The following is a 26,677-nucleotide window of genomic DNA, read 5'->3' as shown; positions in this document are numbered from 1 at the left end:
CGCTGCACCGTATCAATCCGCTGCGCCTGAATTACATTCTGGAGCGTGCCGACGGCCTGTTCGGGAAGAACGTGCTCGACGTCGGCTGCGGCGGCGGCATTCTGAGTGAAAGCATGGCCATCGCCGGCGCGAAAGTCACCGGTCTGGACATGGGCGGCGAACCGTTACAGGTCGCGCGTTTGCATGCGCTGGAAAGCGGCGTGAAAGTCGATTACGTGCAGGAAACTGTCGAAGCCCACGCTGATGCACATCCTCAGCAATACGATGTGGTGACGTGCATGGAAATGCTGGAACACGTTCCCGATCCGGCTTCTGTGGTTGCCGCCTGCGCGCGTCTGGTGAAACCGGGCGGCCATGTTTTCTTCTCCACCATCAACCGCAATAACAAAGCCTGGCTTATGGCGATTTTTGGCGCCGAATATGTGCTGAAAATGGTGCCCAAGGGCACGCACGACATTAAAAAATTCATCAAGCCGTCTGAATTACTGGGCATGATCGATCGCACGTCGCTGTCCGAACGTCACATTATGGGTCTGCATTACAACCCGCTGACCGATCATTTCAAACTCGGGCCGAACGTTGATGTGAATTACATGATCCACACCCAGTCGGAAGAGAGCGCCAGCCTCTGACCTGCCGGAAATGACGCCGACGTCAAGCCCGGAAAATGTGTTCCGGGCGAGATTAAGTGCAATTCTGCCCGCGCTTAGCGTGATGGGTTTTACTTAAACCTTAGTTTTTAGGGCGTTGGTGACGTCGGCGACGCAACATGATTTTTTAGAATAGTTATCCAGATCAATATAGCGTTTTTTTCTAACGTTTAATAAACCGGCAGTCGATCACTTTTCGTAAAAATATAAGAAAATCGTATCGAAGATATTGACAGGTTTGTCGCGCCAGCAATGACGGACTCCTCAGACGCAGACCAGAAATTTCTCCCCAAGTTATCCACAAATCTGACGATTTTGTTCACTTGCCAAAGGACGGTTCAGTCACTATCTTGTCATCAGAAAATAACAAACCCACAATATATTGTGTTTATATCCTGACCAGCACACTAGAATCGAGTCGTGCTGCCGCGCCGTTTCTGGCGGCCAGGTCGGACCCTTTATAAACCTTTGAGGTATCGTCCCGAATGAACCAAAGTCTGCTTGTAACTAAACGTGATGGCCGCACTGAACGCATCAATCTTGATAAAATCCACCGTGTCATTGACTGGGCTGCGGAAGGTCTTCAAAACGTATCAGTTTCTCAAGTAGAACTTCGTTCACACATCCAGTTCTATGACGGGATCAAAACCGCTGATATTCATGAAACCATTATCAAAGCGGCTGCGGATCTGATCTCCAAAGATGCCCCGGATTATCAATATCTGGCTGCGCGTCTGGCGATTTTCCATCTGCGTAAAAAAGCCTACGGCCAGTTTGAACCACCAAAACTGATCGACCAGGTAACCCGCATGGTTGAAATGGGTAAATACGACAAACATCTGCTGGAAGACTACACGGCTGAAGAGTTCGAGCAGATGGACAGTTTTATTGACCACTGGCGCGACATGAATTTCTCTTACGCTGCGGTTAAACAGCTGGAAGGGAAATATCTGGCGCAGAACCGCGTATCGGGCGATATCTACGAGAGCGCGCAGTTCCTCTACATTCTGGTCGCGGCCTGCCTGTTCTCCGGCTACCCGCGCGAAACCCGTCTGGATTACATCAAACGTTTCTACGACGCGATTTCGACCTTCAAAATTTCTCTGCCTACGCCGATCATGTCTGGCGTGCGCACCCCAACCCGTCAGTTCAGCTCATGCGTTCTGATCGAATGTGGCGACAGCCTGGATTCCATTAACGCGACCTCCAGCGCCATCGTGAAATACGTTTCTCAGCGTGCCGGTATCGGCATCAACGCCGGTCGCATCCGTGCGCTGGGCAGCCCAATCCGTGGCGGCGAAGCGTTCCACACCGGTTGTATCCCGTTCTATAAGCATTTCCAGACCGCGGTGAAATCCTGTTCTCAGGGCGGCGTTCGTGGCGGCGCAGCGACGCTGTTCTACCCGATGTGGCATCTGGAAGTGGAAAGCCTGCTGGTGCTGAAAAACAACCGTGGTGTTGAAGGCAACCGCGTCCGTCATATGGACTACGGCGTGCAGATCAACAAACTGATGTATCAGCGTCTGGTAAAAGGCGGCGACATCACCCTGTTCAGCCCGTCTGACGTGCCTGGCCTCTACGATGCCTTCTTTGCCGATCAGGACGAGTTCGAGCGTCTGTATGAGAAATACGAGCAGGACGCCAGCATCCGTAAGCAGAAAGTGAAAGCGGTTGAGCTGTTCTCCCTGATGATGCAGGAACGTGCGTCTACCGGCCGTATCTACATCCAGCACGTTGACCACTGCAACACCCACAGCCCGTTTGATCCGGCAATTGCTCCTGTTCGCCAGTCCAACCTGTGTCTGGAAATCGCGCTGCCAACCAAACCGCTGGATGATGTGAACGACGAAAACGGCGAAATTGCGCTGTGTACGTTGTCTGCTTTCAACCTCGGCGCTATCGAAAGCCTCGACGATCTGGAAGAGCTGGCGGTGCTGGCGGTTCGTGCGCTCGACGCCCTGCTCGATTATCAGGATTACCCGATCAAAGCCGCAAAACGTGGCGCGATGGGCCGTCGTACCCTGGGTATTGGCGTGATTAACTACGCATACTATCTGGCGAAAAACGGCGTGCGTTACTCCGACGGCAGTGCAAACAACCTGACGCACAGAACTTTCGAAGCCATTCAGTATTACCTGCTGAAAGCCTCTAACGAACTGGCGAAAGAGCAAGGTGCATGCCAGTGGTTCAACGAAACCACCTATTCTCAGGGCGTTATGCCCGTGGATACTTACAAGAAAGATCTGGACGCGATTTGCAGCGAACCTCTGCATCTGAACTGGGATAAACTGCGCGAAGACATCAAAACGCACGGCCTGCGTAACTCTACGCTGTCCGCGCTGATGCCTTCAGAAACGTCGTCGCAGATCTCCAACGCCACTAACGGCATCGAGCCACCGCGCGGCCACATCAGCATCAAAGCGTCGAAAGACGGGATCCTGCGTCAGGTTGTGCCGGAGTATGAGCGTCTGAAAGATCAGTACGAACTTCTGTGGGATATGCCAAACAACGACGGTTACCTGCAACTGGTTGGCGTGATGCAGAAATTCATCGACCAGGCGATTTCGTCTAACACCAACTATGACCCGTCGCGCTTCCCGAACAGCAAAGTGCCGATGAAACAATTGTTGAAAGACTTGCTGACAGCCTACAAATTTGGCGTGAAAACTCTGTACTATCAGAACACCCGTGACGGTGCGGATGATGTGCAGGAAGACATGAAAGCCGAGGTAGCTGACGACTGCGAAAGCGGTGCCTGCAAAATCTAATCCTCTGTTTTAAATTACTATATTATTTGAAACCCCCGTCAGGGGGTTTTTGCCGAGAATGTCGAGGAAGTTATGGCCTACAGTACTTTTTCCCAGAATAAAAACGATCAGCTTCTTGAGCCAATGTTTTTTGGCCAGTCGGTTAACGTTGCCCGTTTCGACCAGCAGAAGCATGAAATCTTTGAAAAACTGATCGAAAAGCAGCTGTCCTTCTTCTGGCGTCCGGAAGAGATTGACGTGTCCCGCGACCGTATCGATTTTCAGGCACTCCCGGACCACGAAAAACACATCTTCCTCAGTAACCTGAAATACCAGACGCTGCTTGATTCCATCCAGGGCCGCAGCCCGAACGTGGCGTTGTTACCGTTGATCTCTATTCCGGAACTGGAAACCTGGGTCGAAACCTGGGCGTTTTCAGAAACCATTCACTCGCGCTCTTACACGCACATCATCCGTAACATCGTCAACGATCCGGCGATTGTGTTTGACGACATCGTGACCAACGAAGAGATCCTCAAGCGTGCGAAAGACATTTCCGGTTATTACGACACGCTGATCGAAATGACCAGTTACTACCATCTGCTGGGTGAAGGTACGCATACCGTCAACGGCAAAACGGTGGTGGTGAATCTGCGCGAGCTGAAGAAAAAACTCTACATCTGCCTGATGAGCGTCAATGCGCTGGAAGCGGTGCGTTTCTACGTCAGCTTCGCCTGTTCCTTTGCGTTCGCTGAACGTGAACTGATGGAAGGCAATGCGAAAATCATCAAGATGATCGCCCGTGACGAAGCGCTGCATCTGACCGGTACTCAGCACGCGCTGAACCTGCTGCGCTCAGGTCAGGACGATCCTGAAATGGTTGAAATCGCCAAAGAATGTGAGCAGGAATGCCACGATCTGTTTGTACTGGCGGCACAGCAGGAAAAAGACTGGGCGGAATATCTGTTCAAAGACGGTTCAATGATCGGCCTGAACAAAGACATTCTGTGTCAGTACGTGGAATACATCACGAATATCCGCATGCAGGCCGTTGGCCTGACCGCACCGTTCAAAACCCGCTCAAACCCAATCCCGTGGATCAACGCCTGGCTGGTGTCTGATAACGTGCAGGTTGCGCCGCAGGAAGTGGAAGTCAGCTCCTATCTGGTCGGTCAGATCGACTCTGAAGTGCACGCCGACGACCTGAGTGATTTCGAGCTGTAAATGACAGACAGAACCATCACACTTTCAGCCGGTGGCCCCCCGCTGGTATGCGAAAGCCGCCATCGCAATCTGCTGGAAGTGTTTGAACACAACAACGTCGACGTCGAATACCAGTGCCGGGAAGGTTATTGCGGATCATGCCGGGTCAAACTGGTGAGCGGTGCGGTGGAATACAGTGAAAAACCCTTAGCGTTCATCTCTGACGGCGAGATTTTGCCGTGTTGCTGTATGCCGGTCGGGGATATTGAGATTGAGTTTTAGTGGGTTTTGGCCCACAGCCCGATGTTGCGAACTGCTTTAACAACCACTTCAAAACCAACTTCAACGTCAAGGTCGTGGGCGTCGGCCCACACCGACCAGAGGGAGAATAAACCTTCTCCCTCTGGACTCCCGCGTTTTTTTAAAACACGCGCTATCGCTGGGTCGGTGGACATGTTCTGCGGCTAAGGAGTGTGGCGCAAAACCCTGCCGCTGCGCGGTGCCCTCTCTCGGTCCTGAAGCCTAGGGTCTTCAGGCCGCTTCGTTTGGCAGGATTTTTTGATCGCGCCACCTCACCATTTTTTAAAGACAAAACAATTGGAGACTCAGCAAAGTGTTTTGTTTTTGGTTTTCTGAAATGATCCGAGTTGGAGAAGTTGTGACCTAAAAGGCTGTGGCCGCTTTCAAAAATCACGCCGGAGGGAGAGGTGGAAAACCGCGCGTTTTTTTGCGCGGGTTGTAACCCGACCGGAGGGCACCGCGAAGCGGCGGGATTTTGCGGCAATAGCAGGAATACCTGAAACATAGCCCGTCTGCATGGCACGTGTTTTAAAGAGCCGGAGATTCTTAAGAGGCGCGGCGACAGGCGCCTCTTAAGGCCGGTTTGGGCGGCAGCCCAAGGTGTTGACCTTGAATGATAACTAGACTTTCTCGACTCGGTCGAGCCACGGATAATCCGCCACCGGCTCCCACCCGTTCAGGTAACGCCTGAGAAGATCCATCGCCACCATCGCCATCGTCTCCTGCCGTAATGCCAGACCGTGACGCGTTGCGGTATAACGGATAGTCAGGCCACTGGTGCCCGACGGCGTATGCAATGCCAGACTGAGTTGATCGCCCGACAGCGCGCCGACAGCCAATGCCAGTTGCGCGCCCGTGGTTTCGGCCAGGGTTTGCGCGCGCGCCAGCAGGCATTCAAGGGATTTATCCGGCGAAGCCTCGTTGCCCTGCGGCAATAACTCCCCGTTTGCCAGCGGCACGCCCGCGCTTTGCAGACGCCAGTTCAGCAGGCCCCCGGTAAAACTTTCACTGACCGCAAGCCGCAGATTTTGCGTCAGCAGACGTTCTGCCAGACGATCCGGCAAGCTGCCGAAACCCTCGAAAATCGTACTCTCCCCGGCAACTTCGCGTACCCGCTCGAAAATCTGATGCATCAACGCTTCCTGCGAACGCGGTCCGGTGACTTTCAGTTCAATGATCGGCGACGACGAACGGTACCCCATCACCACGCCTTCCGGCATATCAATTTTATCCAGTTCGGTCGCCAGATCGCTTTCACCGCGGCCAAATGTCGTCAGGCGCAAACACAGCGGCGCTTCCAGCGCGGGGAATTGCTGATGTAAACGCGGAACGATTTGCTGTTCCACCATGACTTTGAATTCAGAAGGCACGCCCGGCGTGAAGAAAATCTGGCAGCGGTTGAGCTTAACGCTGAAACCGCAGGCGGTACCGACCGGATTATCCAGCAGCTCGGCATTGGCAGGGATTTGCGCCTGTTTGCGGTTAGATTCCGCCATCGGGCGGCCACGTTCGTTGAAGAAAGCCTGCATGGTGGCGATCCACCCGGCATCTTCCACCAGCTCCACGCCACAGGCTTTAGCGGCGGCCAGCGCGCTCAGATCGTCCGTGGTCGGGCCTAACCCGCCGTTTACGATCAATACATCGGCGATATGGCTGCGTTCTTTCATCACGCTGACCAGTTCGTCCAGGCTGTCGCCTACCGTCTCACGGCTGGTCATTGGCAGACCCTGATCAAACAGATAGCTGGCGAGCCACGCTGCGTTTGAATCCACGATCTGACCGTGAAGCACTTCCTCGCCGGTACTGAGCATTTCAACCCTAAGCATCACTTTCTCCTCTCGTTTTGTCCTTCCACTGTAGAAAGGCTGACGCAGAAACACAATCGCTCAGGCACAAAGTGATCGCGCAGACGAAAAAAAAGCCTGCTAAGCAGGCTTTCTGATTCAGAACGGGATTTAGAAATTGACTGCGCCACCCACGTACGCGCCGTCGGCAACGATGTTATCGCGGTTGCCATCTTTACCATCCAGCGCCATGTAGCGGTAACCCACGCTCACGGTCACTAATGGAATCGCCGTCAGACGCACGCCCGCATTGGCTTCTTTGTAGTTACCGATGCCGCTGGACAGGGAGTCCGGAGAATAATAGTAGTCACCGTAAAGGGTGAACAGTTTCGCGATTGGCAATTGTAAACCGCCGCCCACAGCCGCTGCGTACCCTTCGTCGCCGTCTTTCGGATTGGTGTACAGACCTTTACCGCCAACGGTTGCCATGAACGGGCCCAGCGGAATGTTGTAACCCAGGCCAAGACCTGCCACATCACCATCATCATCGTTGTGGGTGTAATCGCCGCTCAGCGCCAGACCCGGCGACGTGGTGCCAAAACCGACGCCCAGATGGGTATAGTGCTCACCCACTTCGCCGTTCACGCTGATCGCACTGGCAGACGTTGCCGTCAGCAGCATGCCAAGGGCTGCGCCCGCTACAATAATTTTTTTCATCATCATTCCTGACATTCGTATAACAGTGGGGAAATATTTAGTGCGCAGTCTAAATTAATTTGCCGAAAGGTGACATCTTTCAGAACGTTAAAAATCCCTTAGCGTGCAAATAAAATGTAAAGAAACGCATATATATTCGTTATTTATATTGCCCTAATCAGAATAATAAGCCTCACCTATTTGCCCATGATCAACGAATGGGTACACACTAGCCGTTAAGGTAAATTGTCCCATGGACAGGGACCCACTTGCCTGGATGCACAGGATTTGCCGTTAAATGTGATCATTGATCATGCACGTCACACCCGATCTACGCGATACAAGGAAATTATGGTTATGGAAAAGAAAGGACTGACCACCGCTGCCGGAGCGCCCGTTGTCGATAACAACAATGTCATTACCGCAGGCCGTCGCGGCCCGTTACTGCTGCAGGATGTCTGGTTTTTGGAAAAGCTGGCGCATTTTGACCGCGAAGTGATCCCCGAGCGTCGCATGCACGCAAAAGGATCCGGCGCTTATGGCGTCTTCACCGTTACGCACGATATTACGAAGTACACCCGCGCCAGTCTGTTTTCAGAAATCGGTAAGCAAACCGAGATGTTTATCCGCTTCTCCACCGTTGCCGGTGAACGCGGCGCGGCGGATGCAGAACGTGATATCCGCGGCTTCTCGATGAAGTTTTACACCGAGCAAGGGAACTGGGATTTAGTCGGCAACAATACACCGATTTTTTATCTGCGCGACCCGCTGAAATTCCCCGATCTCAATCACGTGGTAAAACGCGATCCGCGCACTAACCTGCGCAATCCTGCTTACAAGTGGGACTTTTTCTCTCATCTTCCTGAATCGCTGCATCAGTTGACTATCGACGTCAGTGACCGTGGTCTGCCAACGTCATACCGTCATATCCACGGTTTTGGTAGCCATGCCTTCAGCTTTATCAATGCTGAAAATGAGCGCTTCTGGGTGAAATTCCACTTCCGCAGCCAGCAGGGCATTCAAAACCTGATGGATGACGAGGCTGAAAAACTGGTCGGAACCGATCGCGAAAGCGCACAGCGTGATCTGTACGAAGCAATTGAACGCGGTGATTTCCCGCGCTGGAAGCTCTTCGTGCAAATCATGCCGGAAGCGGAAGCCTCACAACTGCCTTACAACCCGTTTGACCTGACCAAAGTCTGGTTGCACGGTGATTATCCGCTGATTGAAGTGGGTGAGTTCGAGCTGAACCGTAATCCTGAAAACTACTTTGCAGAAGTCGAACAGGTTGCCATGAGCCCGGCTAACGTCGTTCCCGGCATCGGTTTTTCTCCTGACCGCATGTTGCAGGGCCGTCTGTTCTCTTATGGCGACGCACACCGCTACCGCCTGGGCGTGAACCATCATCAGATCCCGGTGAACGCCCCGAAATGCCCGTTCCATAATTATCACCGTGACGGTGCCATGCGCGTGGACGGCAACAGCGGCAACGGCGTGACCTATGAGCCAAACAGCGCCGGTCTGTTCCAGGAGCAACCTGATTTCAGCGAACCGCCACTGAGCATTGAAGGTGCAGCCGATCACTGGAATCATCGTGAAGATGATGATTACTTCACTCAGCCGCGTTTGCTGTTCAACCTGCTGTCTGAAGCAGAGCACCAGCGTATGTTTGCGCGTATCGCGGGCGAACTGAAACATGCCTCGCAGGAAACGCAGGCACGCCAGGTTGCACTGTTCTATAAAGTCGATCCGGCTTATGGAGCAGGGGTTGAGAAGGCACTGAAAGACTGATTTTTTGCCATCATCAATGACAAGGGCCGCAATGTGCGGCCCTTTTTGCTTATGCGCTCAGCGTTTCCAGCCATTGCCTGACGCTGGCTCGGGAGATTTTTATCCCGCCCTGCGCGAGGGCTGCGGGGAGTGCGTGATACGCCACCGGCAGCTGAAAACGGGGCACCTGACGGCTCAGCCACAGATTGAGTTCGTCATACGGCAAACTGTCCTGTGCATCGAGGATCGCCACCGGACGATGACCAAATTGTGCATCTTCAACCGGCACCACAAACGCCTGGGACACCTGCGGGTGACTGACCAGCACTTTCTCGATATCTTCCGGCTGGATCCCTTCCCCGCCGCTGAAAAACAAATTATCCAGCCGTCCGGCGATATGCAGCTCATCCCCGCTCCACATGCCGCGGTCACGGGTATGAAACCAGCCGTCACTGCCGGTCAGCGGGGTTAACTGACCGTTTCTCCAGTAACCGCTGGCCAGACTGTCAGCGCGGATCAGCACTTCCTCGCCGGCAATGCTGACCTCTTTTCCGGCCAGCACCTGTCCGACGCCCGCTGAGCCTTCTGCGCGTTTGGCCGTCACGGTGGATGCGGTTTCCGTCATGCCATATCCGCACCAGCAACGAATGCCCAGACGTTCGGCCTGTTCGGTTAATTCCGGCGGAATTTGCGCGCCGCCGAGCAGGACATGTTGCAGTTTTGCGGGCACTGAAGGCTGTCTGAGTAAGCGCCAGAGCTGAGTGGGTACCAGCGAGGCGTGGCTGCATTCTGCCAGCGCAGCTTCCAGCGGTTGCCCTTCGGCCAGCACCAGCGTGGCCCCCGCCGTCAGCCAGCGCCAGATAATGCCTTGCCCGGAAACGTGAAACAGCGGCAGTGAAAGCAGCCAGCTGTCATTACGGGTGAAAGGGATCAGGTTCAGTACGCCCGCCGCACTGGCAAGATGCGCGGCTGCGGTGTGCGCGGCGGCCTTCGGCAAGCCGCTGGAACCGGATGTCAGCGTCAGTGTGGCGAGACGTTGTGGCTGCCACTGCACAGCCTGGCCGCAATACGCGTTTTGCAGGGTCAGCGCCGCCATAGCCAGCGGCAACGGCGATTCCGCCAGATCCAGCACAAATCCGATATCGAGCTGCGGCAGTAATGCTTCGCATAACGCCTGCGGCAGTTGCGGATTAAGCGGCAACAGACGCGCGCCGGTTTGCAGCAACGCCAGATAACTGAGTACCGCATCCAGCGTATTTTTACTGCGCAGCACCACGCCGGTGCCCTCGCCGACGCCCTGCTGAATAAATCCGGCAGCCAGCGTATCCACGCGGTGCTGCAAATCACGCCAGCACCAGGTGATATCACCGGCTTTCAGCGCCACGGCAAAAGGCGACAGGTTTGCCCTTTCACGCCACGGCCAGTCTTTGATCATTTGCTCTGCCACACACACTCCAGATCAGACACATCGGTCACCGGTAATTCAGAGCCCGGCCAGCGGCGAACCAGTTGCGCCTGCATGAGATCCAGCGTATCCAGCCCCGGAATGGCGTCCGGCGTCAGCCACTGGGCGATACGCGCCAGTTGCGTCAGACCAAGACTTGATTCGATCGAGGAACTGATCACCGCCTCTAGCCCGACGGCATGCGCCTGAGCGATCAGCTGACGGCAGCGCATCAGGCTGCCGGTGAGCGTGGGTTTGATGATGATCGCCGCCAGCCCCGGCTCTGCCTGCACGGTAAAACCGGCTTCGCGTACGCTTTCATCCCAGGCAATGGCAATGCCGGTTGCCTGAGCAAATGCGCGGGATTGCTCCCTGGTCTGGCAGGGTTCTTCAATAAAAGTAATGCGTGACCGCAGTTCAGGTGCGACGTGACGGGCGAACCCTTCGGATTTGGCCTGCGTCCAGCTGCGGTTAGCATCGAGACGCAAATGCAGATCCGGCAGGGCTTCCAGCAGCATACTGACGTTCAGCCCGTCGCCGACCGACTCGTATAAACCGACTTTTACCTTCGCCACTTTCCGGCCATGAGCGTCACCGGGCAGCGCGCCGAGACGCGCATACAATTCATTCGGATCACCGTGGCACAGTGGCGCACAGCGCGTACTCAGCACGGGCGGTAATTCGCCGCGAAGTTCGGCATCGGCGCAGCTCAGGCCGAAGGCAACAGAAGGCAAGGCGCTGAACGCCGAGGCAACCGCTGCCAGTGATGCACCCTGCATCCACTGACTCAGACCGTGCTGCACCGCCTCCTGCGCCTGCGACAAATCTTCCGCACTGAATCCCGGCAGCGGTGCGATTTCACCCCAGCCGGTTTTTTCGTCCTGCCACAATGACACCAGCAGCCCGTCGCGGGTTTTCAGTCGCTGATTGCGTAACACCACGCCCGCGTCCATAGGCAGGCTGTACCGGTACACCGTGGCGCGGCGCATTATGGATTCCGCTTAAATTTGCTGAAGTCCGGCTGGCGTTTTTCTACAAACGCGTTGCGACCTTCCTGACCTTCATCGGTCATGTAGAACAGCATGGTGGCGTTCCCCGCCAGTTCCTGCAAACCGGCCTGACCGTCGCAGTCGGCGTTAAGTGCGGCTTTCAGACAACGCAGCGCCATCGGGCTGTTTTCCAGCATTTCACGACACCAGCGCACGGTTTCTTTTTCCAGATCCGCCAGCGGCACAACGGTGTTGACCAGCCCCATATCCAGCGCCGCAGCCGCATCGTACTGACGGCACAGGAACCAGATTTCACGGGCTTTTTTCTGACCGACAATACGCGCCATGTAGGACGCGCCCCAGCCACCGTCAAACGAACCGACTTTCGGTCCGGTCTGGCCAAAGATGGCGTTATCCGCCGCAATGGTCAGGTCACACATCATATGCAGTACGTGACCGCCGCCGATGGAATAGCCGGCCACCATCGCCACCACGGGTTTCGGGCAGGTGCGGATCTGGCGCTGGAAATCCAGCACGTTCAGATGATGTACGCCGCTGGCATCCTGATAGCCGCCGTAGTCACCACGCACTTTCTGATCGCCGCCTGCGCAGAACGCTTTATCCCCTTCGCCGGTCAGCACGATCACGCCAATGCCTTCGTCATAACGGGCATCATCCAGCGCGCGGATCATTTCTTTCACGGTCAGCGGGCGGAAAGCATTACGCACCTGAGGACGGTTTATGGTGATTTTGGCGATACCGTCGGTGGATTTGTGATAGCGGATATCTTCAAAATCACCGGTGCAATCACGCCATTCAACCGGCGCGTACAATTCTTTTTCATCAGGATAAATCATGCTCAACGTCCTTTAAGACAGGTGAAGTAATGAATGCCAGCGCCTGACGGGCAAATTCCGCCGGATTGTCACGATGGGCGTTATGCCCGGCATTGGCAACTGTGCGCAGTTCGAAACCCGACTGCTGCGCGAGAGTAATAAATTTGGTGTCCGCGCTGCCGCACAACCACGCCAGCGGCAGGGAAAGCTGATGCAGCTTCAAACGCAAATCGGGCTGCACCGCCAATGAGGTGGCGGCCAGCATGGCAGCGACGCTGTGAGGAGAGTTTGCTTCGCGCAGCAGGATCAGTGTCTGACGCTGCGCATCGGTCAGGCTGTCAAACACCGGCTGGCGATACCAGTTGGTGAGCGCCTGTTTCCAGGGCAACTGCACAAAACGCGTTGCCCATTGCTGATCGTGGTGACGGCGCTGCGCGCGCGCGGCCTGGCAGGTTAGCCCCGTGTGAGCGCCCTCGACCAGCACGCCTTGCAGCCCGCGGGCGTCGCCCTGACAGGCGTGATACAGGCTGATGCGCCCGCCGAGGGAATAGCCAATCAGCCAGTAGCGGGTAATGCCCTGCCCGTGCAAGGTATCGGTTAACAGCTGGCTGACATCTGCAAATCCTGCGGCCGTTAACGACGCGGAACGCCCGTGCCCCGGCAAATCCACCAGCAGACAAGGCCAGCCGGAAAGCTCAGCGAACAAGGGTTGCCAGTCATCGGCACTGCCCAGCAGGCCGTGCAGGAAAACCAGCCATGGCCGCCCTTTCACGTCGGCATTCAGGCGCGTACAGGCCAGCGTCATGACTGACTGACCTCGCTGACCAGCGCGCGCAGAGCGTGTGCGCCATCGGTGTCATTGACCTTCAGCTCCACCAGTTTTACACCGCCATGTTGCCAGCATTGAGTGACCGCGTCGTACAGTTCGGGCATGGAGGTCGGGCTGGCGTAATCGAGTCCAAACATCGCGGCGGCGTGGCGGAAATCGACGTTTTGCGGCATGCAGTAGAAACGCTGGCGCTCCGCCTCAGGCGTAGGCAGCAGCGAGAAAATCTGCCCGCCGTTGTTGTTCACCACGATGATGACCGTCGGCGCAGAGCACTGACGCATCAGCGCAAGCGCATTCAAATCGTAAAGTGCGGAGATGTCGCCGAGCAGCACCAGCGTCGGTTTGCATGTGGCCCGCTGCACCCCTGCGGCAGTAGAGAGCAGGCCATCGATGCCGCTGGCACCGCGATTCGCGAAAACAGGGTATCCGCAAGGGAGTTGTGCAAAAGCATCGACCAGCCGGACGATCAGGCTGTTACCGAGAAACAGCTGTCCGTGCTCCGGCAACAAGGACGGTAATTGCCAGGCGGCGACCGCTTCGCCGAAGGTGCCTGCGAGGCGCAGCTCGACTGCATGACGCGCGCGCGCGGCACATTCGTCAAGCTCAGGCGCCCAGTCAGGCTGATGTTGCGCCGGATGCAGGGCGAGCCACGTCTCAATACTGGCCTGAATACGCCGGCCCCGGTGTTGCGCGGGATCTTGCCGGCCAGGCAAAGGATCGACCAGCCAGTACTCTTCCGGCTGACACGTCGCCTGCCATTGCAACAAGCGTTTGCCGGTCAGCCCGCCACCGAACTGCACCACCAGTTGCGCGCGTCCCAGCAGTTTTTCCGCCTGCGCAGATGCCAGCCACAAATCGGCGCATGGCAAAGGATTGCCGGTCGCGGCCTGTACATCGCTGAGCAACGGCCAGCCGAGCTGGTCGGCCCATTGCGCCAGCAGTTCACTTTCACAGGCAGAAAGGCGACCGGCGATGATCACGCCGCGTTTTTGTCGCCACGAGAACCAGTCAGGCTGCGCCGGAGCATACTGAACCGGCGCAAAACTCAGCCACGGCTGATGGCCCTGCCACCAGTCGCCGAGCTGTTGCATCCACTCCTGATGTTCGCCGTTGTCCTCGCCGTACAGCGGTTCGGCAAACGGGCAGTTAATGTGAACCGCGCCATGAGTTTGCTGCGCCAGAGCGTTATCCAGCGCCGAAACCAGCCAGCGCGCGCTGATTTCCGGCGTCGGGCGCGGTAAATCCAGCGTCTGCACCGGGTGGCTGGCAAACATGCCGGTCTGGCGTATGGCCTGATTGGCTCCACAGTCGATAAGCTCCGGCGGGCGATCGGCCGTCAGCAAAATGAGTTTTTCGCCGGTCAGCCCGGCCTCGATCAGCGCCGGATAGAGATTCGCCACCGCCGTACCCGAGGTGACGATCACCGCGACCGGTTTTCCGCTGGCCTTCGCCAGCCCGAGTGCCAGATGGCCGAGGCCGCGTTCGTCAAAATGGGTGTGGCAGATCAGGTGCGGATGCGCGGCCGCCGCAAGTGTCAGCGGCGTGGAACGGGAGCCCGGCGCGATGCAGACGTGCTGTACCTGATGTCGGGTGACTGACTCAAGAATCAGCGTCGCCCAGCGGCGGTTAAAAACGGCAACAGACATGATCAGCTTACTCCGGCAAAGGATTATCCGGCCTGAACGGCAGGCGTGTAGTGTTCTTCCAGCAAAGTCCGCAATCCTGCGGCTTTGTTTTCGATCTCCTGCCACTCCTGTGCAGCATCTGAACCGGCGACGATACCTGCGCCAGCGTAGAGTTCCAGATGATGTCCTTTGACGGCTGCCGAGCGCAGCGCCACGGTAAATTCACTTTGTTCTGTGCTCAGATAACCGGCCGAACCGGCGTACCACTCCCGGTCAAAAGGTTCATGCCCGGCGATAAACTCCCGCGCAGCCTGGCGCGGTAATCCGGCGACGGCCGCGGTCGGTTGCAGACGCTGCAGACACCCCGCGTCATCAGCGCCGGTCAGTTCACCATGAATGCTGCGACGTAAATGCTGCACTTTGCGCAGCCGCAGGATCTCCGCAGGCATCACATCCAGAGAGTGCGCCCCGCCCTGCAAACGCTGGCAAATATCATCGACCACCAGCAGATTTTCGCGCTGATTTTTGCCATCGTTGAGCAGCCATTCGCCAAGTTCGCGGGCTTTCTGAAGATCAGGATGATTGGCGACCGTTCCGGCCAGCGCCTCGGTGAACAGCTCAGTGTGATCACGCAGGAACAGGCGTTCGGGGCTTGAGCCGAGAAATGCCTGCTGCGGCGTGAATGCCAGCATAAAGTGGTAACAGTGGTGATTCACCGCACGGCTGGCGGCGAGAAAGGCACAGGCATTAAGCGGCTGGCTGAGGGTTAAGGTGGTTTTGCGTGCCAGCACGACTTTGTCAAACTGCTGCTGCTCAATGCCTTTCAGCGCACGGTTAATGAGCTGGTTCCACTGTGGTTCGGCGGGCAGATGCTGATGCTGGACGACGCGGGACATGATGGGCGGTAAAGCATGGCTGGCGACCAGCGAACGCAGGAATAACCGCGTGCGACGCGCCTCTTCCCGCAGCGATACCGCGCTGAACAGCGTGCAGCGCAGCCAGTACGTCGTGCCGCTGCGGCAAAGTTCGATGCGAGGTAAAAACAGCGCATTGGCTGCGCGCCCGCCTGCATCCGCGCCGTTGAAGGCATTCAGCCCCCAGATGTGCAGATCGGGAATATCACGGTGCTGGCGGATAAAGGCCTGCGCCTGTTGCATATCGCCAAAGGCATACGCATCGCCGCACACGGCCGCTTCGTCATGACCGTCGCGCTGTTGCCAGTAGAATTTCGGGTAGCAGGGTTGCGCCGACAGCCATTCGAGCAGGCCGGTGTCAGGCTGTTTTTGCAGGGAATAACTGAACTGCCGGATACCCGCAGCGTCAGGCCATTCGCCTGCAAGCGTTGCATCAAGCTGGTCAATGATTGCTGATATCTGTTTCACCGCTACCTCGGGCCATACCGGATGTTTTGTGACGGGCAGAAATACCCTTCTGGATCAAAAAACGGGTTGGATCAATTACGGATGAATTATGAGGCGTTACGAAAAATGAAAATATGCGACAGATCAAGCTGTAGTGAGAGCTATAAGCTACGAAGGAGTATAGGAGGAGAAAAAAGGATTATCAAAGCGGCAGAACGCGCAAAAGCGGATGAAATGAGGGCAGCCTGATGGCTGCCCTGCGGATTACCGGAGACTTAGCGGCGCAGCAACAGGCCGACAACTAAACCTACTACAGCACCGACACCCACACCGTGCCACGGATTTTCGCGCACATAGCTGTCGGTTTGCTCGGCAACATCACGCGCTTTGCGACAGTAGGAACGGGCTTTCGGATCAAGGCGGTTTTTGATGTCCTTCAGCGCGTATTCTGCGCGGGACTTGATTTCAACGTACTTTTCGTCAGCTTTATCACCGGAAGACTTCAGCACTTCTTCCAGCGTTTCAGTCAGCATGCGTAAATCGTCATCTAACGAATTCTGCTGTGATTCAAATTGGTCAGCCATGGGTATCTCCTTATGATGTGATCGTTCACTTGTCATTAACCGTAGCGCAGATCGGGATGAAATGCCTGTGAGATTTCACATAAACTTCCGTAAAAACGGGGTTTTAAGAACCTTCCGACCCTTTGGTCTGAGTAAACGCAGGCGTTTTTTTCGTGGCCAGTTGCTGTTTCTCACGCTGTTTTGCCAGCCATAATCCACTGTTTTTCATCGCGTAACCGAAAACCAGTCCAACGAGCAAAGAGACGACCACCAGACGCCAGTTCCCCTGAGCGGCAAAGGTCGCGCAGGCGCCGATAAAGGTGCCGGGCACAAACGCCAGCCACTGCTGACGCGCCTGAATACACATCAGGAAGGCCACAACGCCGGTCAGCATATAACCCAGAATGCTCCACTCAGGTCGCATGGCGCTGCCCGCCATGATAACCACCGCCCAGAAGACGCCACTCATACAGGTCAGCGTGCTGATAACCAGCCCGCGCAGGCCGCCTTGCGGGCAAGCGAAGTACGCCGTACAGCCGAGGAAACCCGCCCAGCCGATGAGTCCCAGACTGATGGCTACCCAGCCCCAGACACCGGAGAGGATGCCGGTGGTGATCGCGATCATCACTAAAACATTCATGGTTTAAAACCTGCGCAATGTTGAACAAGCGCGCAGTTTACTCATTGATGGCAAGAATGGAATGGGCAAGATCACATTTCCAATGTAATTTTATGCTGAACGTACATATAAATGCGATTTGCATCACAAAATGAGCCGCTTTTGCTCTTTACTCCCCCACTCCTGAACGCGTGAAGGCGCATTCGGGAGGGATGTGATGGGAATATTTCGCCTGATAAAAGTCATGAAGATAATTAATCATAATTTTTACTTTTCTCTTTTTATTGATGATGGTTTTGTTAGGCATTGTTATTTCACCCGCACGACGTCCTGTTTATATAATTCATCCGGCTTCATAAGAAGATACCCGTCGATTTTAATAAGCGGCATGTATAAAAGAATGCTGCTTATTACCTCTGAATTAATATACCGGAGTTGTAAAGATGACTATTATTACGCGAGAGAAAACACTTTATACCTTGCAGGATCCTACCTGGCTGAAAAAAGCCGGCATCGATAAAGGTATTAACCACGACCGTCAGCATATTGACCTGATCCTCGCCGCTGGCGACACGCTGACGGTTCAGCAAACGAACCCCAAGTTCACCGCCCCTCTGACGCTCTGGTTACTAAACACCGACTCGGACACAGAAAAATCCTTCTCCGTCACCAGCAAAGCTACTGATATCTCGTTCACGACCACTTCCGTCCCCTTCATCACCACGCCCTATACGTCTTCGGCAGAATTACCGGTGGTAAAATTCAGTTTCTCTTCAACCGCCAAACCTCTGCCTGTCTATAATTTAAATGATAACGAACGCGCCTTCTTCCAATTATGGGACGGACACGATGCGGAGTTTGCTTTAATTCATTCTCAATATATTCAGATCCTGGTTCCCAAGAGTGATAAAGCAAAAATGAAAAACACCGGGACGGCGGATAATTTGAATGGGATAATTAATAATTATACCCAAATCTTTGAATTCTATAATTCCCTTATGGGGATCAGCGTTGATGCAACCGTCGCCACGGATAAAAATATCCCTAACCGCTATTTTGCTAAAGCGGATCTGAACGGTCCTGGCGGGGCTTACTACGGCACAAACTGGACGGCGGAATCAAGTTCCAACATCGCAGGATATTGGCTCGCCGCCATGATCGATAACTGGGGAGCATTACATGAAATCGGGCATGGGTATGAAGGCAAATTTGTCTCGGATCCCCAATTTTCTACCCACGAAGTCTGGAACAACATTTTTGCCGCCAGTTTCCAAAACCTGGTGTTAGGTGATCTGGTTTACAAGAAAGGCTGGTTATACAACTACGGTAAAGAGGCCGCCGTTCTCGCGGCCATTCAAAAAAACCTCAAAGAGAACAAATCTGTCGCAAGCTGGGATCTGCGCTCCAAACTGTTCTTCATGATGCAGTTGAAAGACCGTGGGGGTGACAACGCCTTCACTCATTTCTACAAAAATTACCGGGTCATCAGCAATCAAAGCGGCTTTGTGGCCTCTGACTACCTGGTGCTGGATTTACTGTCTGACAGTTACCTTCGAATTGGCGGAGTGGATGTCACCCCTTATATCTATCGCGCGGGTGCAACACTCTCGGATAAACAACGCGAAATCAATCTGTTTAATGACGGTGAACCGGCTTATCCCCTTTCAGAACTGGTCAGCAGCACTGACGCGGCTACCCTCAGAACCAGCCTGAACCTGCCTTCGGTATTGTCTCTGGTCACCGCGACAGAGCTTGCGTCCACGTCATTAAAAGGCGATCTGACCATTGTGTTGAACATTGCTGATTCAACCCAAATCAGCGGAGAAAGCGCATTTCTGCTGAGCGAAGATGCCAGCCAGCCGTTGCTGTCCATCCCGATTTCCGATGACAAGCTGACGCTGTCACAACTGCCGATAGGTGCCTACAAATTGCAGCTTCCTACTGGCAAAAGTACGAAGTATTACGTCAATGATCATTACGCCATCGTTAAAAATGGCAGCAATACCCAGACAGCAACTTATGAAGCTAAGCTCGGTGCATTACTGGCAAACCAGTCTTTCAACTTCCTGGGGCTTTCGGATTCTTTGTTCTGCACCCTAAAAATCGATCATACCAGGCAAACCATCAGGGTGGATGTGAACAATACTTCCCCACATTCTTACTTCGTTAATCAGGCCTATGCCAAAATTGAAATTTACGATCTGGCAGGCAACATTGTTTACAACCGCACCATCAATGGTGATAAGACGACCACATCGCACGATGTCATTGCGTTTGAACCGAACTATCGCATCAACATTTTCCACGCCGAAGTCACTAATCGTCTCAAGCTGAGCCCTTATATCGCGGGCGTGGTGAATACCAAATCGTCCAATAACAGTTTTATTGTCACACCGGCCGGTCTGGTCAACGTCGCGGTAGAGAACGATCCCTTTGTGTCTCTGGCTGCCAGTATCAGTAAGCAGGCTGAGATCATCAGAGCGACTCCTGCCATGCTGGCGGCGAAATTTGCCTCCGCGAAAGACGACATTTACATGGCGATTGCGCTGTTCCCAAGCCCGCAAAAAGAGCAATTGCTGGAAGACTATAAAGACGTTATTCCTTCAAATGACAGCGTTGTTCCCGAACCCGTGATTCAGCCGAATGGATTCACGCTCAATCTTCAGGGAAATGCGGAGGGTTCTGAGTTTACTTATGAAGCGACGGTGACGGCTAACGGCTGTGAAGCGGGGGCCAGCAAAACGCTGATTGCCACCGAGGGGAAAAACCCTTCATTGCAGGTGACTGTCTCTGATGAAAACGGCAAAGCACTGTTTAAATATGTTCATCAAAATCCGTAATCCCTTAGTCGTGCTATAAAAAAAGCCGCTCAGATGAGCGGCTTCGTTTTTCATAACAGTGTCGGTCAGAGCATAGGTTGCGCCATCTGTACCAGCGTAATCAGCGGTTGCGGATAGATACCCAGCAACAACACCAGAATCGCGGAAATCAGCACAACCACACCACCTGCCGTCAGCGCCCAGTTGTTCGGGGTATCACGCACCAGTGTTTCCGGTGCACTCAGATACAGGCTGACAGTGACGCGCAGATAGTAGTAAAGGCCAATCGCAGACCCCACCACCACGGCTCCGGTCAGCCACCACAGATGCGCGGTCACACCGGTCGCAATCACGTAGAACTTACCGATAAAGCCCAGCGTCATCGGGATACCGGCCAGTGACAGCATCATCACCGTCATTACCGCAGACAGAATCGGCTTATGCCAGAACAGACCACGGTAGGAGAACAGTGATTCTGCATCCGGGCCTTTGTACGGGCTGGACATCAGGCTGACCACACCGAACGCGCCGAGGCTGCTGAACAGGTAACCAGCCAGATAAACACCGACAGTTTCCATCGACAGCTGATGCGTTTGTACTGCAATCAGCGCCACCAGCAGATAACCGAGGTGGGCGATGGAGGAGTAACCGAGCAGACGTTTAATGTTGCTCTGGCTGATGGCCATCACGTTACCGACCAGAATCGAGCAGAAGGCAATAATGCCCAGCACGATGCGGATCGCTTCGCTGTCAGCCACCGGCGCGTAGAGGAACAAACGCATCACGACCGCAAAGATAGCGATCTTGCTGGCGGTTGCCAGGAAGGTCGATACCGGTGCTGGCGCGCCCTGATACACATCCGGCGTCCACAGGTGGAAAGGCACCAGCGACAGCTTGAAGCCCAGGCCGACAATCATCATACCCAGACCAGCCAGCAACAGCGGCTGGTGCAGCATCACGCCATCGCCCAGATTTTTGCCCAGTGACGCGAAGGACAAATCGCCAGACTGTGCGTACAGCAGCGCCATACCAAACAGCAGGAAAGAGGACGCAGCTGCCGACAGCAGCATGTATTTGATGGCCGCTTCGAGAGAGCGTTTCTGACGATAGGCGTAACCAATCAGGCCAAACAATGGCAGCGAAATCAGTTCGATTCCGAGGAACATTGACGCCAGATGGTTTGAGCATGCCAGCAGAATGCCGCCCATTGCCGCGATGAGGACTAAGAGATAGAACTCTTCGCGGTTGTCCGGATAGCCGGCCAGCCATGGGTAAGCAAAGGTGCTGGTTGCCAGACTCGCCAGCAACACCAGCCCGATGTAGAACATCGAGTAGCCGTCAACGCGCAGCAGCGGCGTAACGTCCTGTGGCCCGACCTGCGCGACATAGTAGAGGGAAAGTAAGGCAACGTTCAGCCCGATGACTGTCAGTGTGGCATTGAGAAAATGGTCGCGTCGCCACGCAATGGACAGCATCACCACCACCACCGTCAATCCGACGATCATCAGCGGTAATAGTGCGATCAGATTTTGAAGTGTAAATGTCATGGCGAGTTACGGCCTTGTCGTTGAAATAGTGGAAACTGATGACCCGTACCAGTGCTGAATGTTGGTCATCGCTGCACTTGAGGTATCCAGAATGGGCTGCGGGAAGAAGCCCAGCGCCACCAGCAATACCACCAGTAACAGAATGATCGACAGTTCGCGTGCGGTCATGCCCGGCAACGGCTGGTCAGACTTTCCTTTACCGTAGTAAGCGCGCTGCATCATCGCCAGTGAATACACTGAGGCAAATACCAGACCGAAGGTCGAGATGACAGTAATCACCGGCACAACCGGGAAGCTGCCAAACAGGATCATGATTTCGCCCACGAAGTTACCGGTACCCGGCATCCCTAAGGTCGCCACTGCAAAGAACAGCGACAACGCTGGCAGGTATTTAATTCGGCCCCACAATCCGCCCATCTGGCGCATATCGCGGGTATGCAGACGTTCGTAAAGCTGACCACAGATGATGAACATACCGGCTGCGGACAGACCGTGTGCAATCATCTGAATCACTGCGCCCTGGTACGCCAGCTGGCTGCCGGTGTAGATAGCGATCAGTACGAAGCCCATGTGCGAAACAGAGGTATACGCAATCAGACGCTTGATATCGGTCTGCGCGAATGCCATCCATGCGCCGTAGAAGATACCAATCACGCCCAGCCACATGGCGATCGGGGCAAACTCGTGTGATGCATTCGGGAACAATGGCAGACAGAAACGCAACATCCCGTAGGCAGCGGTTTTCAGCAAGATACCGGCTAAGTCAACGGAACCTGCGGTTGGCGCCTGACTGTGCGCATCTGGCAACCAGCCATGCAACGGCACCACAGGCATTTTCACCGCAAACGCGATAAAGAAGCCGAGCATCAGCAGATATTCAACACCGTTCGACATAGGTGTTTTCAGCAAGTCGGCGTAGTTGAATGTCCACACGCCGGTGGCGTTGTAATGCACAAACACCAGACCGAGGATGGCAATCAACATCACCAGACCGCTGGACTGCGTGTAGATGAAGAACTTGGTTGCTGCGCTGATACGCGTTTTACCGTCTGACGCTTTGTGACCCCACAGAGCAATCAGGAAGTACATCGGCACCAACATCATTTCCCAGAAGAAGAAGAACAGGAACAAGTCGATGGCGAGGAACACGCCAATTACGCCGCCGAGGATCCACAACAGGTTCAGGTGGAAGAAACCCTGATACTTCTGGATTTCACGCCACGAACAGAGGATCGCCAGTACGCCGAGCAAACCGGTCAGCACGACCATCAGCAAGGACAAACCGTCCAGCGCCAGATGGAAGCTGATACCAAAACGAGGGATCCACGGCACCGAGAATTCGGATTGCCACTGTGGAATACCCGCAGGTGATGTTAATGAGTATCCTCCCTGCAACCACAATTGCACGGAAAGAGCCAGCGTCAGCCCCATCGCAATCAACGCGATCCAGCGCGGTACTTTGCTCCCAAAGCGCTCAGTCTGCCAGCACAGCAGCCCGCCGATAAAGGGGATAAATATTAGCCAAGGTAATAGCATGGCGTGTCGTTCCCTTCTTTTATGCCCGTAGGCTATTTCACTTGCCGGCCGTCAGACAGACAAACCGGCATTGATAATCACACCCGTAAGACAGGCTTAAATCACCAGCAGCAGCGCAAGAACAACCACTGCACCCAGCCCCATTGACGCGACGTACCAGCGGACCATACCGTTCTCGCTCAGCGTCAGACCGCGATTTCCCAGACGGGTAAAGATCGCAGGCAGATTCATCATCGAGTTCAGCGGGTCACGTTGCAGGAGTTTCGCGATAGCCAAATACGGTTTCACGAAAATCATGTTGTACAGCCAGTCGAAGCCCCAGGCGTGGAACCACCAGGTCGTGAAGAAACGACCCGGTGCGCTTTTCGCGATGCTGTTTACCAGCGAGCGTTTACCCAGATAAAGGGCCGCCGCCAGCAGAATACCGGCAATCGCAATCACGCCTGACGTGATTTCCAGGGTCAGCACGCTGCCATGCGCCAGCTCAGTGGTTTCCGGCAGAACGCCTTTCAGAGGCGGAACAATCATCGCGCCAATGAAGGTGGACAGAACCAGTAACACCAGCAGCGGCAGGTGATGAGTGATGCCTTTACCCGCATGGGCCTTAATTTTTTCTTCGCCATGGAAGACGATGAAGATCATGCGGAAGGTGTACAGCGAGGTCATAAACGCACCCACCAGACCCGCGACCATCAGATTGAGATGACCGTTAGCCAGCGCACCGGCAAGGATTTCATCTTTACTGAAGAAGCCCGCGGTGATGATTGGCAAGGCTGACAACGCCGCGCCGCCGACCAGGAAGCAGACATACACCAGCGGAATGGATTTACGCAATCCACCCATTTTGAAGATGTTCTGCTCGTGGTGGCAGGCCAAAATGACCGAACCGGAAGAAAGGAACAGGAGTGCTTTGAAGAACGCATGCGTCATCAGGTGGAAGATTGCTGCATCCCACGCCTGTACGCCCAGCGCCAGGAACATGTAACCAATCTGGCTCATGGTCGAGTAAGCAAGAACGCGCTTGATGTCGGTTTGCACCAGGGCGGCAAAACCCGCCAGCACCAGCGTTACCGCACCAATAATGCCCACCAGATGCAGAACCTCAGGCGCCATCAGGAACAGGCCGTGGGTACGTGCAATCAGGTAAACACCGGCAGTAACCATGGTTGCGGCGTGGATAAGCGCGGAAACCGGCGTTGGACCGGCCATGGCGTCTGCCAGCCAGGTCTGAAGCGGAAGCTGTGCGGATTTACCCACTGCGCCACCCAGTAACATCAGGGTTGCCCAGGTGATTGCCGTGTCGCCTACCGCCAGTTTCTGCGGTGCCAGCACCATCAGTTCACGGATATTCAGCGTACCCAGCTCGCGGTACAAAATGAACAGCGCAAATGCCAGGAACACGTCGCCGACACGGGTCACAATGAACGCTTTCATCGCTGCCGCGCCGTTGGCCGGGTTGGTGTAGTAGAAACCGATCAACAGGTAGCTGCAAAGACCCACGCCTTCCCAGCCGAGGTACATCAGCAACAGGTTATCTGCCAGGACCAAAACGACCATGCTGGCGATAAACAGGTTGGTGTACGCGAAGAAGCGGGAGTAACCCTCTTCACCACGCATGTACCAGGACGCGAACATGTGGATGAAGAAGCCGACGCCGGTGACCACAGACAGCATGGTCATTGACAGCCCGTCGAGGATCAGCGTTGCGGAGATATTGAAATCGCCGACCTGCATCCAGTTCCACAGTGTCTGACTAAAGACGTCAACGCCTGCCGCTTTCTGGCTAAGGAAGTTGATGCCAACGTAGACAGTGGTCAGCGCTGCCAGACCAATCGACCCCACGCCAATGGTAGCCGACGTATTTTCAGACCAGCGACCGCGTGAGAAGGCCAGTAACAGGAAGCCAATCAGCGGGAACAGAATTGTTAAATATAATAAGTTCATCCGCGCATCTCACTGACAGTATCAATATTCAGAGTGTGGCGACGGCGATAGAGTTGCAGCAGCAACGCCAGACCAATACTGGCCTCCGCCGCAGCCAGGCTGATCGCCAGGATGTACATCACCTGTCCGTCTGCCTGACCCCAATAGCTTCCAGCCACAATGAACGCCAGCGCCGCTGCGTTGATCATCACTTCCAGACTGATCAGCATAAACAGCAGGTTACGACGGACAATCAGCCCGGTCAGCCCCAACACAAAGAGAATCGCGGCCAGGATCAGGCCATGTTGTAGAGGGATCATGCTCTCTCCTCCGTTTTTCGTTTCGCCATTTCCGTCGTGGCCGGTGCGTCACCAAAGACTTCACCCGCTTTATGTTCACGACCGATGTGGAACGCCACGACCAGACCGGCCAGCAGCAGCATTGACGCCAGTTCCACGGCCAGAACGTAAGGACCAAACAGCGCGATACCGACGGCTTTCGCGTCAACCATCTCGCCTTTGATGCCGTGGTCGTGCAGACCAAGAATTGATGCGATCATCACGCCCAGCAGAACAACTGCCAGAATTGAAGGACCGATCCAGGTCGAAGGTTGCAACCATGCGCGTTCCTGCTCCTGGACGTTGCCAAGGTTCAGCATCATCACCACGAACACGAACAGCACCATGATGGCCCCGGCGTAAACAATGATCTCCAGCGCACCGGCGAAGTACGCGCCGAGCGAGAAGAACACCGCAGCAATCGCCAGCAAAGAGACGATCAGATACAGCAGTGCATGTACCGGGTTGGTGTGCGTGATAACACGCAATGTCGCCAACACGGCCACCAGGGCTGCAATATAAAATGCAAATTCCATGCTTGCGGCTCCTTAGGGCAACAGACCTTTGACGTTGATCGGTTTGGCTTCGTTTTCCGCATCGCCTTTCGGCTTGCCGTCAACGGCCATACCGGACATCCGGTAGAAGTTATATTCCGGATATTTACCCGGTCCAGAGATCAACAAATCTTCTTTTTCGTACACCAGATCCTGGCGTTTGAATTCACCCATTTCGAAGTCCGGCGTCAGCTGGATAGCTGTTGTCGGGCACGCTTCTTCACACAGGCCGCAGAAAATGCAGCGTGAGAAGTTGATGCGGAAAAACTCCGGGTACCAGCGACCGTCTTTATGCTCTGCTTTTTGCAGAGAAATACAGCCTACCGGACAGGCTACCGCACACAGGTTACAGGCAACGCAGCGCTCTTCACCGTCGGGATCGCGCGTCAGCACGATACGACCACGGTAACGCGGAGGTGGATTGACCGGCACTTCCGGGTACATCTGGGTTTCGCGCTTGGCGAAGGCATGCATGCCTATCATCCACAAGCTGCGAACCTGGGTCCCGAACCCGACCACTATGTCTTTCAATGTCATGGTTTCA

22 protein-coding genes are annotated in these 26,677 nt (G+C 54.9%); 6 read left to right on the top strand and 16 right to left on the bottom strand.

The features are described 5' to 3' along the window. The 4 genes from ubiG to yfaE form a co-directional block, all read left to right on the top strand. A partial coding sequence (gene ubiG / locus ED901_RS24940; RefSeq protein WP_122097560.1) for a bifunctional 2-polyprenyl-6-hydroxyphenol methylase/3-demethylubiquinol 3-O-methyltransferase UbiG occupies positions 1 to 632 on the top strand: 632 nt, incomplete at its 5' end. A 503-nt stretch (positions 633 to 1,135) separates the two neighbouring features. Next, entirely contained in the window at positions 1,136 to 3,418 is a 2,283-nt protein-coding gene (nrdA, locus tag ED901_RS24935; protein ID WP_056782300.1) for a class 1a ribonucleoside-diphosphate reductase subunit alpha, read from the top strand. 72 nt (positions 3,419 to 3,490) lie between these two features. Further along, positions 3,491 to 4,621 (top strand): class Ia ribonucleoside-diphosphate reductase subunit beta, encoded by a 1,131-nt coding sequence (gene nrdB / locus ED901_RS24930; RefSeq protein ID WP_056782298.1) that lies wholly within the window; start codon positions 3,491 to 3,493, stop codon positions 4,619 to 4,621. Continuing rightward, positions 4,622 to 4,882: a class I ribonucleotide reductase maintenance protein YfaE gene (gene yfaE, locus ED901_RS24925; protein WP_056782296.1), complete on the top strand. Its 261-nt coding sequence runs from the start codon at positions 4,622 to 4,624 to the stop codon at positions 4,880 to 4,882. Between the two features lie 638 nt (positions 4,883 to 5,520). Here yfaE and ED901_RS24920 read toward each other — a convergent pair. Both ED901_RS24920 and ED901_RS24915 read right to left on the bottom strand, forming a co-directional pair. Next, positions 5,521 to 6,726: a nicotinamide mononucleotide deamidase-related protein YfaY gene (locus ED901_RS24920; RefSeq protein WP_122097559.1), complete on the bottom strand. Its 1,206-nt coding sequence runs from the start codon at positions 6,724 to 6,726 to the stop codon at positions 5,521 to 5,523. A gap of 129 nt (positions 6,727 to 6,855) precedes the next feature. Further along, a complete protein-coding gene (locus tag ED901_RS24915; RefSeq protein WP_056782289.1) occupies positions 6,856 to 7,401 on the bottom strand; it encodes a YfaZ family outer membrane protein in 546 nt (181 codons plus the stop codon). Between the two features lie 336 nt (positions 7,402 to 7,737). Here ED901_RS24915 and ED901_RS24910 point away from each other — a divergent pair, with 336 nt between their 5' ends. Continuing rightward, positions 7,738 to 9,171 (top strand): catalase, encoded by a 1,434-nt coding sequence (locus ED901_RS24910; protein ID WP_056782287.1) that lies wholly within the window; start codon positions 7,738 to 7,740, stop codon positions 9,169 to 9,171. Positions 9,172 to 9,220: 49 nt separating this feature from the next. Here ED901_RS24910 and menE read toward each other — a convergent pair whose 3' ends face one another. The 8 genes from menE to ED901_RS24870 form a co-directional block, all read right to left on the bottom strand. After that, complete coding sequence (gene menE, locus ED901_RS24905; protein WP_122097557.1) at positions 9,221 to 10,597, bottom strand: o-succinylbenzoate--CoA ligase; 1,377 nt, start codon at positions 10,595 to 10,597, stop codon at positions 9,221 to 9,223. Beyond that, a complete protein-coding gene (gene menC, locus ED901_RS24900) occupies positions 10,582 to 11,583 on the bottom strand; it encodes an o-succinylbenzoate synthase (protein ID WP_122097556.1) in 1,002 nt (333 codons plus the stop codon). Before menC ends, menE begins: the two co-directional genes overlap by 16 nt. After that, positions 11,583 to 12,440: a 1,4-dihydroxy-2-naphthoyl-CoA synthase gene (menB, locus tag ED901_RS24895; protein WP_056782282.1), complete on the bottom strand. Its 858-nt coding sequence runs from the start codon at positions 12,438 to 12,440 to the stop codon at positions 11,583 to 11,585. Before menB ends, menC begins: the two co-directional genes overlap by 1 nt. Then, entirely contained in the window at positions 12,427 to 13,224 is a 798-nt protein-coding gene (menH, locus tag ED901_RS24890; protein WP_122097555.1) for a 2-succinyl-6-hydroxy-2,4-cyclohexadiene-1-carboxylate synthase, read from the bottom strand. Before menH ends, menB begins: the two co-directional genes overlap by 14 nt. After that, on the bottom strand, positions 13,221 to 14,894 hold the full coding sequence (gene menD / locus ED901_RS24885) for a 2-succinyl-5-enolpyruvyl-6-hydroxy-3-cyclohexene-1-carboxylic-acid synthase (RefSeq protein WP_122097554.1): 1,674 nt from the start codon (positions 14,892 to 14,894) through the stop codon (positions 13,221 to 13,223). The genes menH and menD overlap by 4 nt, the downstream gene beginning before the upstream one ends. Before the next feature lie 23 nt (positions 14,895 to 14,917). Next, positions 14,918 to 16,255 (bottom strand): isochorismate synthase MenF, encoded by a 1,338-nt coding sequence (gene menF, locus ED901_RS24880; protein WP_122097553.1) that lies wholly within the window; start codon positions 16,253 to 16,255, stop codon positions 14,918 to 14,920. Between the two features lie 254 nt (positions 16,256 to 16,509). Continuing rightward, entirely contained in the window at positions 16,510 to 16,818 is a 309-nt protein-coding gene (locus ED901_RS24875) for a DUF883 family protein (protein ID WP_122097552.1), read from the bottom strand. Positions 16,819 to 16,921: 103 nt separating this feature from the next. Further along, positions 16,922 to 17,437: a DUF1097 domain-containing protein gene (locus ED901_RS24870; protein WP_056782267.1), complete on the bottom strand. Its 516-nt coding sequence runs from the start codon at positions 17,435 to 17,437 to the stop codon at positions 16,922 to 16,924. Positions 17,438 to 17,859: 422 nt separating this feature from the next. Here ED901_RS24870 and ED901_RS24865 point away from each other — a divergent pair, with 422 nt between their 5' ends. Next, on the top strand, positions 17,860 to 20,256 hold the full coding sequence (locus tag ED901_RS24865; protein WP_122097551.1) for a putative mucin/carbohydrate-binding domain-containing protein: 2,397 nt from the start codon (positions 17,860 to 17,862) through the stop codon (positions 20,254 to 20,256). 65 nt (positions 20,257 to 20,321) lie between these two features. Here ED901_RS24865 and nuoN read toward each other — a convergent pair whose 3' ends face one another. The 6 genes from nuoN to nuoI all read right to left on the bottom strand — a co-directional run bounded on the left by nuoN (position 20,322) and on the right by nuoI (position 26,670). Beyond that, the gene (gene nuoN / locus ED901_RS24860; protein WP_056782262.1) at positions 20,322 to 21,782 is read right to left on the bottom strand and encodes an NADH-quinone oxidoreductase subunit NuoN; all 1,461 of its coding nucleotides are present in this window, start codon (positions 21,780 to 21,782) and stop codon (positions 20,322 to 20,324) included. A gap of 6 nt (positions 21,783 to 21,788) precedes the next feature. Further along, on the bottom strand, positions 21,789 to 23,318 hold the full coding sequence (gene nuoM, locus ED901_RS24855; RefSeq protein ID WP_122097550.1) for an NADH-quinone oxidoreductase subunit M: 1,530 nt from the start codon (positions 23,316 to 23,318) through the stop codon (positions 21,789 to 21,791). 96 nt (positions 23,319 to 23,414) lie between these two features. Then, the gene (gene nuoL, locus ED901_RS24850; RefSeq protein ID WP_122097549.1) at positions 23,415 to 25,262 is read right to left on the bottom strand and encodes an NADH-quinone oxidoreductase subunit L; all 1,848 of its coding nucleotides are present in this window, start codon (positions 25,260 to 25,262) and stop codon (positions 23,415 to 23,417) included. Then, complete coding sequence (gene nuoK, locus ED901_RS24845; RefSeq protein WP_056782255.1) at positions 25,259 to 25,561, bottom strand: NADH-quinone oxidoreductase subunit NuoK; 303 nt, start codon at positions 25,559 to 25,561, stop codon at positions 25,259 to 25,261. The genes nuoL and nuoK overlap by 4 nt, the downstream gene beginning before the upstream one ends. Then, a complete protein-coding gene (gene nuoJ, locus ED901_RS24840; protein WP_122097548.1) occupies positions 25,558 to 26,115 on the bottom strand; it encodes an NADH-quinone oxidoreductase subunit J in 558 nt (185 codons plus the stop codon). Before nuoJ ends, nuoK begins: the two co-directional genes overlap by 4 nt. 12 nt (positions 26,116 to 26,127) lie before the next feature. Continuing rightward, positions 26,128 to 26,670 carry an NADH-quinone oxidoreductase subunit NuoI gene (gene nuoI, locus ED901_RS24835; protein ID WP_056782251.1) on the bottom strand — a complete coding sequence of 181 codons (543 nt, stop codon included), beginning with the start codon at positions 26,668 to 26,670 and terminating at the stop codon, positions 26,128 to 26,130. Positions 26,671 to 26,677: the final 7 nt, after the last annotated feature.

Source organism: Rahnella sp. Larv3_ips (assembly GCF_003697865.1).
Lineage (GTDB): Bacteria > Pseudomonadota > Gammaproteobacteria > Enterobacterales > Enterobacteriaceae > Rahnella > Rahnella rivi.
This window is presented reverse-complemented; position numbering and strand designations above follow the sequence as displayed.